The following is an 11738-nucleotide window of genomic DNA, read 5'->3' as shown; positions in this document are numbered from 1 at the left end:
TGCCATTCGCCGACGAGGCATCAATCGTCAAGACATCAAAGCCCACGCCGCCGTCCACCGTGTCGGAACCCGTCCCGACATTGATCGTGTCGTTGCCATCGTTGGTCTCAATCCGGTCGTTGCCGCCACCGGCATTGATGGAGTCGTTGCCCGCGCCAGTGATGAACACGTCATTGGTGCTGACATTGGTGTTGGACAGCACATCGTCACCCGATCCGGTGGTTAGCAACAGCCGCTCCAGGCCGCTCACGCTCACACCGTTCACGCTCTGGGTCGTGCTCGGATCGTTCACCCAGGCGATGCCCGCCGTAGCGCTCGACCAGTCGGCGTAGAAAGTGTCGTAGCCGGAGCCTTCTTGCGTGCCACCGTTATAGCTGCCGCCTGTTCCTTGAAAGATCAACAGGTCGCCTAAATATTCGTACCAAAGAGTGTTATTTATCCCTGTCAGATTGAACTGTTCGATGTTGCTCCAGGTAGTGCCACCCAGATTGCCGGTGTTAAGCGTGATCGACGCTATGTCTTGCGCCAGGGCGCTGCGGATGGTGTCGAAGTCGACGCCCCAATTAAGATACGTCCCTGAGCCCGTCGATGGAGTCACGCTGTAGCTCAGGTAAGAGGTGCCATTCGCCGACGAGGCATCAATCGTCAAGACATCAAAGCCCACGCCGCCGTCGACGACGTCGTTGCCCCCACCCCCGTTCAACCAGTTATTGGCGCCATTGCCGGTGATTGAATCGTTGCCACTGCCACCGACTACGTTTTCTATGTTGCTGATCTGGTTGGTACCGATTTCCGGGTCGGTAGCCTGATTAGTCGCGGACGAAAGATCGACAACGATACCTTGCGTGGTGCTCAAATAGACGACGGTATCTGTACCATCGCCACCGTCGTAGACGTCATCTCCCGCGCCGAAGCCACCGATGATCGTATCGTTTCCGCCAATGCCGAAGAACTGATTGTTACCGGCATCGCCAATTAGAGTGTCACTGAAATCCGTCCCACGCGCGGATTGGATATCAAATAGGCCATCACGACGACCATCCGACGTGGTCGCGGTCCCTTGGGCGAGGTCGATGGTGATGCCAAACGCCCCGCTGTAGCGATAGTCGACCTCGTTGTGGCCGAATCCTCCAAAGATCAGGTTGTCGCCGCTGTGCGCAACCAAAACATCGTCGCCATTTCCTCCATTGAGAATGGTCGGTGTTCTAAGCAGATTGAGTGTGATCAACCCAGCGACGGGTGCGCTACCACCATCGCTCACGAAGGTCGAAATCGTCGTGTCGCATTCTTGCCCGACGTTGGGAATGAACGATGCCGAGGCAAGCGCTGCATTCACCTGGGCTATTGTGCCCTGGATGGACCAAGTACCGGATACTACGTCGTACACAGCGCCGGCGGACGCGCCGAGCGAGCCTATCGTGGGGTCGGCAAGCACGAGTTGTACGGTCAACTGAGCATCTGGATTGGGGTCTGCAACGACCATGCTGCCAAGCGCAACAACCGCTTGATCGCGTTGGTACGAAAGAGTCAGCGACCAATCGGAGACGACGGGTCCAATGCCCGTACCAGGCTCAGAAATAGCGGCAATGTCAACCGACGACGCAAAATTGCCGGGCGCCAGGGCAAAAGGCGTGACACCCTGAAGTGTGGCAAGTGTCTTGAACTGAGCGCCTGTGCCGGCTCCATCCAAGTCGATCTGAAATACCGTGTTGTTTCCGGAGGCGACAAAGCGCACGTAGCCATCGTGAATCGGTGTCGTGCCGATGTAGCCGACGCTTGCAAGCACATCGGCGAAATCAAGCACGTCCACCATCATTCCCGTGCCTGTTCCCACACTGAAATCCGTGATGATATCGGCGCCATCGAGAATGCTGCGATATACGAACCGGGTATGAGCGGAGCCACCTACGAACTGGAGTGGCCCCGAGCCACCTGTAAGGGTGTCGTTTCCTCCGCCCCCTTCGATCAGCAGATCGCTAGCAGGATGCGCACCGGCCAGGATCACATCGTCGCCGCCTCGACCGTCAATTGTTCCAGCCGAAGAAAAATCGACCCAAAGAATATCGTCGGCCTGCGAGCCGTAAATGGCGCCACCATGGCTAGCTCTTACAAGTATCTTCTCAATCGATTGCAGCACGTCGAAAGTGCTGCCTACTTGAAGAAATCCGGCCGCAAGGTCGATTGTGATTGGACTAGGAGTCGGTAAGAAAATATTTAGAAAGTCCGTTCCTGCACCACCATCGATGGCGTCGTTTCCACCTTGAACGGATAGCGTGTCATCGCCCTCGCCGCCCACGAGGACATCATTGTCACTGCTGTCAGAAATGACATCATCACCCGCACCGCCAAGCAGGGTGGCCGCGCCATACCAAGCACGAAGCGTATCGTTCCCATCCCCGCCATCGAGGGTTCCAGCGCCGTAAATAGCATCATTGCCATTTCCACCCAGGAGGATTCCAGTTCCATTTAGATTATCGTTTCCATTGCCCCCATCGAGCAGGTCTGATCCGGAGTGGCATCCAGCAAGGCTATCATCCCCATCACCGCCATAAAAGGTGGACGAATTCAAACTCGGATCAGTAGTCCAACCTCCACTGTCGATACCATCATTGCCGTCGCCGCCATAAACGGTATCGTGCCCAAGAAGGGATTGAATTTGGTCATCACCGCCGTTGCCATAAATGATGTTGTCGTGGTTGTTCCCATGGATCGTGTCATTCTGGTCCGAGCCGATGACCCCATCAATGTTACGCAACGAATCGCTTCCGCTAAGTCCGTCGCCGGACAGACTCTGATCCCACCGTACAGTGCCATTGTCAGCAACCGGGGGAAGCTCGATCGTGATGGTCGTCGGTCCCGTGGCGCCAGAGAAGTCTGCGTAGTTGAAGCCGCTCCCGCCGTCGAGAATATCGTCGCCGGAGCCGCCCCACAGTTTGTCGTCGCCGCCGAGACCTTGGAGCAAATCATTACCGCTGGTCCCTATCAGGGCATCGTTACCTGAGTCACCGGTTTGTGAGCTGCTGCTACCGACGGCAATCGTCGCAGTTGCGCTTCCGTTCCCTCCAACTCCATCACTGACGTAATAGGTGAAGCTGTCCACGCCGGAGTAGTCCTGCGCCGGCGCGTAAGTAATCGAGCCGTCTTCGCCCAAAGTGATTGAGCCATGCTGAGGGCCAAGCCAAGTGCTCGTTAGAACGAGACTTCCACTTCCAGTGTATATGTCATTCTGCAAGACATTGAAAGAGACCGATGTATTTGGATTGGTGACGAGAAAGTCGTCCTGCGCCATCGGCGACTGATTGACCGTGACGGTGATGGTGCCAGCCGCCTGTGCGCCGTGGATATCCTCGACTGTGTAGGAAAAGAAATCGTTGCCAATGAAACCTGAAGCAGGTGTGTAACTGAGCGTGCTGCCGTTGCGCGTGATCGTTCCGTGACTCGCATCACCGTGCCCGACCAAAGTCGGCAGACTGAATTGATCATCGGCATCGCGATCGTAGGAGAAATCGCTCGGGGCTATCACTAGCTGTTGCCCGACGTTGATCGTCTGATGAACGTCGGATGCGATCGGCGGATGGTTTGTGTCCGTCGGAGCCGTCGGTGTCGGCGTATATGCATTGACATTGACGGTCACCTGCGCAGTCGCCGACGCGCCATGGCCATCGGTGGCGGTATAGGAGAAAGAATAGGGGCCGACGAAGGCCAACGACGGCGTAAAGATAATCGCGTCTTGCGTATCAGACTTGATGACAGCGAGTTGAGAATCGACGCCAGACAAGCTGGTGATATTAACCAGATGCGAGTCGTCGTTCGCAAGCGCTTGGATGACTATGGGATGCCCGGATGTTGTCGTCGCGATGTCGTCGTTTGCTATCAGTACGCTAGGCACTGGCGCGGTTGCCGCATCAAGACTAATGATGGTGAACGTCGAGGCCGCCCCTTGGGCATGAGCGTCGCTGGCGCGAACGCCGAAACTGTCCCGCGTTCCGGCTGGCCCGACGACATATTGCAGGTTGGCAAATTCCAAGGGCGTCAACGCAAAACTCTGGCCCTCGGGCTCACGAACTGCACCGAGTAGAAAGTACCCGCTGCCGGCCGAGTCGTTGATCGTGTAGGACACGACAGGATCACCGTCTGGGTCGACCCCGTAGAAAAGTCCTGGCGCGGGGGTTGTCGTTCCGCCGGCCAAAGCCTTCGAATTCGTGCCGTCGACGTGAGGTGCCGTGTTCAGTCGCGGGGTAGTCGTGGGTGCCTGCGGAACTATGCCGCCATGGCTCGCGAACTCGTCGTACAGGGAGACGTTTGAGCCGATCTTGGTTAGGCCGTCGGTCGTGAATTGCTGGAGAAGTTCAACACGAGGACTCGGCTGGTTCATGTTCGGGATCGTGATGGAACCGCCCGTATAGCTGATTATTAGGTCATTGTTATTTGGTGAAACGGAAAAGTTGAGTTGCCCAGAATCCCAAATCTGGATGGAATCCAGGCCTCCCTGTTCCACGAGAATGTCATTGTCGTCGCCTGTATGGACCACGTAACAGTCATCGCCTATGCCCCCGTACAGGAAGTCGCCGCCTGGCCCTCCGTCCAAAGTGTCGTTACCATCGCCGCCATAGATGATGTCATCGCCAATGCCGCCTTGCAGAATATCGGCGCCAAAACCCCCATCGAGAATGTCATTGCCGGCGAATCCGGAAATGACCTCTGAGACTAGACTACTGCCGATGACGACGTCAGCACCCGATGATCCGGAAAGAACCTCGTCCAAGAAGCCGATAACATACGAAAATGCGCGAACATCAAAATGATGTCCATACTGAGCATTCTTATCCAACTCTGTTGCAATCGCAGATGCGGTAATTTCATATAGATTTGAACTGTGTTGAGTGCCGGAAGCACCGTTTCCGGAAAGGGCATTTGCTGCAAGACCTAGCAGACTGGTATCCGCCTCGCTGGGTAGGTCGACGCGGATGTCGTTCCCTTGGACATCTTCGAAGGGCGCTACGCGAAATACCGGATCTCCTTGCCCAAGCGAATCGATATGCCCGATATTGATAAGCCGTAAATCGCTTCCATAGTTGGCAGGAATATCGGTTACGCCAGGAGATCCAAAGGTAACGCCGGTGAGCAGGGCATCGGAATGGGCAGCCATGGCTTCTTCCACCATCGCGCCGCCCAAACTATGACCGGTTAGAAGAACTCTCGTTGCGCCAAGAAGATCAGTCGCCTTTAGGAGAACCTCTGAGACCAAATTATCAAACCCCAGCCAATAGATAGGCCCGAAATTACCAGTTGAAAAGAAATCGTTACTTATGTCGATAAGGGATTCTGTTCCCCTGAACGAAATTGCAAGCGTATGTGTTGAGGCATTGAAGGCCAGAAGTGCCTGAGCATCCAGTTCACCCAAGAAGCCCGAGGCGCTGTAATAGCCATGTGAGTCAACGCCTAGGCTGTCGTTGAACAAAGTAGGGCTGACATATTTCCAGTTCGAGCCGGGCAGGCTTTTCAGGTAATCCCAGGCATACATTCCTCTATCGTATGCGGCGACTGCCAAGACGCCGGCATCACGTATATCGTTGACCGTGAGGCTTAAGGTAGATTGATAGCCTTTGCTGATGTCCAAGCTAGTGGCTGCTACGCTGCCAGTGCTCGCCTCGAGTACCCAATTCCCGCCCGCCGCCGCCCCCGTCAAATCCGTCGACGCCGCCACATCCGCCCCCGTAGCCTGTGCGAGGCTGCCGATGAACTGCAAACCCACATCGCCCGCCGCGACATTGCAGCCATACAGCAAAATGTCGCCGCTCTCGGTCAGCGACTTGCCGATGGTTTCAAGTTGGCTGGCGTGCGTGGCAAGAGCGGCAGTATCGATAACGCTGCTGCCCAGCAACACGCTGCCGGAACTGCCATGCGAGACAATGTGAATGGCATCGATGCCGGATCGCCCTTGCAGGCTGGCGACGATTTGATCGAGGCCGTCGGCAGTGTCGCCAACCAGGACAACTTCCGTTGATGAAGGCAGCCCGACGATCAGCGCGTCGATGTCGGCGACGCGCGCATCGATGAATACGACTGAATTGCCCATATGACCTCCCTTGGCGCCCGCATCCGCGAGGATGCATGCCTATCACCAAAGCAATAGCATGCCGTTGAATTGGCTGTACTTTCGCAATCATGATACCGCCATCGCAGGGAAACCCCTACTGCAGCTACTGGAAATTCGCCGGCATCCAGATAGCTCGGCTGGCACTCCACCGGGTACGGCCGACGGCGCCGCGAATCAATATCGGCGGCCGAGGCTCCGAATTGCCCCCAAGGGCCGATTGCGCGCTCAGCCGATCTGCCACGCAGGGATGGCTTCGACGTTCGAAGTCAGGGGTAGGCGCTCGTTGCACAAGCAGACCACCGCTCCCGGCCCAAGCGTCAGCCCGAGGTTCTTTAGTACTGCAAAATGACGCACGGCATCCCGCCACGGTTGCCCGGTTTTCTTGATCTCGACAGGGTGCACGCGACCATCGCGGACGATCAGCACGTCGATTTCTTTCTGATCCTTGTCGCGGTAGTAGTAGAACGGCGCCTGCTTGCCATTGTGCCAATAGCTTTTCAGCATTTCGGCCAACACCCAGGTCTCGAAGACGGCGCCCGACATCGCGCCTGCCTCCAGCGTCTCGGGGCTGCTCCATTCGGTCAGATAGGCGGCCAGACCGCTGTCGAGAAAATACATCTTGGGAGTCTTGACCAGTCGCTTGGATAGATTGGTGTGATAGGGCTCCAGTAGCCAGACCAGCCCCGACGCCTGGAGAATCGATAGCCAGTGTCGAGCCGTATTAGGCGCCACGCCGACGTCGCGCGCCATGTCGGCGATGTTGAGCAATTGCGCCGTGCGGGCAGCGGCGCTGCGCAGAAAGCGGGTGAAGGCCATCAGGTCGCCCACCTGGGCCAGATCGCGAACATCGCGTTGCAGGTAGGTTTGCAGGTAAGACCCGAAAAACAGGTCGCGGTCGGCGGCATCGGCGGCGTAGAGCGCCGGAAAACCACCGCGCCATATGCGTTCGAACACCCATGCCAGGGGAGAACTGGCTATCTCCTGCGCAGGCTTGTCCGCGAATGCATTTCCAGGCAGGAAAGGCAGCGTTGCGGCGCCAAGGCCCAGCGATTCGACGAGGGACAAGCCTTGCAGATGCATCACCGCCACCCGCCCCGCCAAAGATTCACTGACGTTTTGCATCAGGTGGAAGGGTTGCGAACCGGTGAGCCAGACCAATCCTTTGCCGCCGTCGGTATCGACGATTTCCTTGATGAGAGGAAGCAATCCGGGCGCATACTGGATTTCGTCTATCAGCACCGGAGGCGGAAAGCGCTGAAGAAAAAGTGCCGGTTCTTCTCGCGCCAGTGACAGAAGCAAGGGATTGTCGAGCGTTACGTAGCGCCGTGGAGGCCGGCCTGTCGCTTCGCGCTCGCACAATGCCCTGAGCAGGGTTGTCTTGCCTACCTGGCGGGGACCGGTCAGCATCAATACCGGAAACTGCCGGCTTGCTGTGACGATAAAGGTTTCCAAGGTCCGAGGAAGGTAAGATTGCATTTCGTTTTCGTCCAATCGTCCGGTGGAATGCATTTTAGACGAACTCCTGGAATATTTCACGGACTCTCAGTCGAACACCTTATCCAGCACTCGCCCGATCGAGCGCCAGCCGTAAACCGGGGTCGTCGTGCGCGCCTGGTCGGCATCCCCACCATGAATCAGCAGGGTGGGCGGACTCCCCGCCAGCGAGGCAAAGCGCGCCAGCGGGGCGAACCAGTCCTCGGCGACGGTACGGCCTGACTTGCACTCGACGGCGGCAAGGACGGCGTCGCCGCGCGTGACCAGCAGGTCGATCTCGCGGCCGGCGGCATCGCGCCAGAAATGCAACTCTTCGGCGCGCAAGGCATGGCGACGACGCTTGACGAACTCGGCGACAACGAAGGTTTCGAAGAGCGGGCCACGCATCGCGCCCGTCACAAGCGCGGCGGCGTCGCGCACACCGGCGAGCCAGGCGGCCAGGCCCGTGTCGAGAAAATACAGCTTCGGCGCCTTGGTCAGGCGCTTGCCGAAATTGCGATGAAACGGCGGCAGGCGCATGACGAGGTAGCTGGCTTCGAGCACTCCCAGCCAGGCATGGGCGGTGTTGTGCGTGATGCCGCAATCCGCTGCGAGTGCCGACAAATTCAGCAACTGCCCGGTGCGGGCGGCGCACATCAGGACAAAACGGTGGAAGCTTTCCAGGTCGCGCACCTGAATCATGCGACGCACGTCGCGCTCGACGTAGGTGGCCACGTAGTCGGCAAACCACAGATGCGGTGGGATTCCCCGGTCATAGAGCGGTGGATAGAAGCCGCGTGCCAACCAGGTTTCCAGAGAGTCGGCAGGCCGGGTGGCGGAAATTTCGTCGAAGTCGAAGGGCAGCAGGTGCAGCAGGCCAACACGCCCGGCCAGCGACTGCGATATGCCCTCCATCAGGCCGAATTGTTGCGAACCGGTGAGCACAAAGAGGCCCATGCGGCGGTCGCCATCAACCCGTGTCTGCAGGTAGGAAAAAAGATCGGGCACGCGTTGCGCCTCGTCGAACACCGCGCCGTCGGGAAACTGGGCAAGGAAGCCGCGCGGATCGGTGGTGGCCAGCGTTTTCACGTCGGGATCTTCGAGGCTGACGTAGGGCTTGTCGGCGAAAACCGCGCGCGCCAGCGTGGTCTTGCCGGCCTGGCGGGGGCCGGTAATCGCCACAACGGGATAGTAGCGGGCGAGCTCGGCGAGGCGAGGGGCGGCGGAACGGGGGATCATGACCGGAAGCTAATCCTGAATGATCAGATTGTCAATTCAATTTACAATCTCACCAAAGCCATCTCGCCAACTGACTATTCAAACCGAGCGAACCGCCGAAAAAAAGCGCCCGTCTCGCGAGGGGCGCTTTTCTTCGGTCATGCCAGGGCGTCAGGCATTCTGCTTGAGCTGATCCAGAATTCCCGGATTTTCCAGGGTCGACACGTCCTGGGTGATCTCCTCGCCCTTGGCCAGACTGCGCAGCAGACGCCGCATGATCTTGCCGGAGCGGGTCTTCGGCAGGTTCTCGCCGAAGCGGATGTCCTTGGGCTTGGCGATCGGGCCGATTTCCTTGCCGACCCAGTTGCGCAGTTCGTTGGCGATCTTCTTCGCTTCTTCCGCCGTGGGGCGCGACTGCTTGAGCACCACGAAGGCGCAGATGGCTTCGCCGGTCAGGTCGTCGGGACGGCCCACCACAGCGGCTTCCGCCACCAGCGGATTGGAGACCAGGGCCGACTCGATTTCCATGGTGCCCATGCGGTGTCCGGAAACGTTCAGGACGTCGTCGATGCGGCCCATGATGGTGAAGTAGCCGGTCTTGGCGTCGCGCATCGCGCCGTCGCCGGCCAGATACAGATTGCCGCCGAAATCCACCGGGAAGTAGGACTTCTTGTAGCGCTCCGGATCGCCGTAAATGGTGCGGATCATCGCCGGCCAGGGCTTCTTGACCACCAGGAAACCGCCCTTGCCCCATTCGACGTCATTGCCGGTCTCATCGACGATGGCGGCGGCGATACCGGGGAAAGGCAGGGTGCAGGAACCCGGTACCAGCGGCGTGGCGCCGGGCAGCGGGGTGATCATGTGGCCGCCGGTTTCGGTCTGCCAGAAGGTGTCGACGATCGGGCAGCGGCCGCCGCCGACATTGTTGTAGTACCACATCCAGGCTTCCGGATTGATCGGCTCGCCGACCGAACCGAGGATGCGCAGGCTGGTCAGGTCATAGTTCTTCGGATGCGTGGTCGGTGTGTTCTCGCCGGCCTTGATCAGCGAGCGGATCGCCGTCGGCGCGGTGTAGAAGATGTTGACCTTGTGCTTTTCGATGGTCTTCCAGAAACGGCCGGCATCAGGGTAGGTCGGCACGCCTTCGAACACGATCTCGGTGGCGCCGCAGGCCAGCGGACCATAGGTGATGTAGGTGTGGCCGGTGACCCAGCCGATGTCGGCGGTGCACCAGAAGACATCGTCGGTCTTGATGTCGAAGGTCCACTTCATGGTCAGGATCGCGTGCAGCAGATAGCCGCCGGAGCTGTGCTGGACGCCCTTCGGCTTGCCGGTGGAACCCGAGGTGTAGAGCAGGAACAGCGGATGCTCGGCACCGACCCACTCCGGCTCGCAAGTGTCGGACTGGCCGGCGATGGCGTCGTCCCACCAGATGTCACGGTCGGCCACCATGTTGCAGGGACCGCCGGTGCGCTTGAAAACGATCACGGTCTTGATCGACTCGCAGCCGCCCATGGCGATGCCGTCGTCGACCGCGGGTTTCAGCGGAATGTTCTTGCCGCCGCGGCATTGCTCGTCGGCGGTGATCACGGCGACCGCGCCGGCATCCTGGATGCGCTCCTGCACGCTCTTGGCGGAGAAGCCGCCGAACACCACCGAGTGGATCGCGCCGATGCGGGCGCAGGCCTGCATCGCCACCACGCCTTCGATCGACATCGGCATGTAGATCAGGACGCGATCGCCCTTCTTGATGTCGTGCGCCTTCAGCGCATTGGCGAACCTGGCGACGCGGGTCAACAGATCCTTGTAGGTCACCTTGGTGACCTCGCCGCCGTCGGCTTCAAAAATGATCGCGACCTTGTCGCCCAGACCGGCCTCGATGTTGCGATCGAGGCAGTTGTAGGAAACGTTCAGCTTGCCATCGGCAAACCACTCGTAAAAGGGTGCCTTGGATTCGTCCAGCGATTTGGTGAAAGGCTGCTTCCAGGTCACATGCTCACGCGCCAGTCGCGCCCAGTAACCGGCGTAATCCTGCTCGGCCTCCTTGCACAGCGCCTCGTAGGCCGCCATCCCGGAAATGGTGGCCTTCTTGACCACAGCGTCCGCCGGGGGGAATACACGACTTTCCGTGACATTTGATTCGATGCTGGACATTGACACCTCTCCTCTCGCATGTAGCCGGATGGAATCCGGATGAAAAGAATTTCCGCCAAGCTGGCCGTACCTGGGGTCAGGCGACCATGCTGGTATTCGCTTTTGGAAGACAACGCTGCTGCCGACCGGCTCTGCTGCTTGTCGCAGCCATAGATTTTAAGTGCTTACATATTAAAGCGAAAGAGCCTTACATGCGACTTACGCTGCCCGTCCGGCATTGCGGCCCGGCTCCTGAGGTAATATTGCTGCCCCGCACCAACCTTGCCCGCCCCTATGAATCAGATCATCAAACCCATGGAGTTCTTCATCTTCTGGAGCCGCTGGCTGCAGGCGCCCCTGTATCTCGGGCTGATCATCGCCCAGGGCGTCTATGTGTATCAGTTCATGCACGAACTGGCGCTGCTGGTGACCAAGGCCGGCAGCCTCAGCGAAAACGAGGTGATGCTGATCGTCCTCGGCCTGATCGACGTGGTCATGATCGCCAACCTGCTGATCATGGTCATCATCGGCGGCTACGAGACTTTCGTATCAAGGCTCGACCTCGAAGGCCACCCCGACCAGCCGGAATGGCTGTCCCACGTCAATGCCGGCGTGCTCAAGGTCAAGCTGGCGGTGGCCCTGATCAGCATTTCCTCGATCCACCTGCTGCGTACCTTCATCAACGCCGGGCATACCGAAGACCGCGTCATCATCGCCCAGATCGCTATCCACGTTTCCTTCCTTTTTTCGGCGATAGCCATCGCCTACACCGACAAGATCATGATGCAGACTTTGTCCGTGGGCAAACACTAAG

5 protein-coding genes are annotated in these 11738 nt (G+C 58.7%); 1 reads left to right on the top strand and 4 read right to left on the bottom strand.

Going from position 1 to position 11738, the window contains the following annotated elements:
• From RMO95_RS01740 to acs, 4 genes are all read right to left on the bottom strand, one after another.
• Positions 1 to 6079, bottom strand: a 6079-nt coding sequence (locus tag RMO95_RS01740) for a DUF4347 domain-containing protein (RefSeq protein ID WP_310448861.1), incomplete at its 3' end; no start/stop codon positions are given.
• Between the two features lie 246 nt (positions 6080 to 6325).
• Complete coding sequence (locus RMO95_RS01735; protein ID WP_310448860.1) at positions 6326 to 7609, bottom strand: ATP-binding protein; 1284 nt, start codon at positions 7607 to 7609, stop codon at positions 6326 to 6328.
• A 33-nt stretch (positions 7610 to 7642) separates the two neighbouring features.
• The gene (locus tag RMO95_RS01730; RefSeq protein ID WP_310448859.1) at positions 7643 to 8812 is read right to left on the bottom strand and encodes an ATP-binding protein; all 1170 of its coding nucleotides are present in this window, start codon (positions 8810 to 8812) and stop codon (positions 7643 to 7645) included.
• Between the two features lie 150 nt (positions 8813 to 8962).
• Positions 8963 to 10945: an acetate--CoA ligase gene (gene acs / locus RMO95_RS01725; protein WP_310448858.1), complete on the bottom strand. Its 1983-nt coding sequence runs from the start codon at positions 10943 to 10945 to the stop codon at positions 8963 to 8965.
• Between the two features lie 273 nt (positions 10946 to 11218).
• Between acs and RMO95_RS01720 the strand changes: the two genes are divergently transcribed.
• Positions 11219 to 11737, top strand: a complete 519-nt coding sequence (locus RMO95_RS01720; RefSeq protein WP_310448857.1) for a TIGR00645 family protein — start codon at positions 11219 to 11221, stop codon at positions 11735 to 11737.
• Position 11738: the final 1 nt, after the last annotated feature.

Origin of the sequence: Sulfuritalea sp., from assembly GCF_031426875.1 — a bacterium.
Classification (GTDB): domain Bacteria; phylum Pseudomonadota; class Gammaproteobacteria; order Burkholderiales; family Rhodocyclaceae; genus Sulfuritalea.
Note: the sequence above shows the minus strand (reverse complement) of the source record. Positions and strands in the feature narration are given on the sequence as shown.

What these genes read in the sequence shown, in the direction of transcription:
- RMO95_RS01735 (WP_310448860.1), bottom strand. Translation starts at nt 7,609, where the DNA reads ATGCATTCCACCGGACGATTGGACGAAAACGAAATGCAATCTTACCTT.
- RMO95_RS01730 (WP_310448859.1), bottom strand. Translation starts at nt 8,812, where the DNA reads ATGATCCCCCGTTCCGCCGCCCCTCGCCTCGCCGAGCTCGCCCGCTAC.
- acs (WP_310448858.1), bottom strand. Translation starts at nt 10,945, where the DNA reads ATGTCCAGCATCGAATCAAATGTCACGGAAAGTCGTGTATTCCCCCCG.
- RMO95_RS01720 (WP_310448857.1), top strand. Translation starts at nt 11,219, where the DNA reads ATGAATCAGATCATCAAACCCATGGAGTTCTTCATCTTCTGGAGCCGC.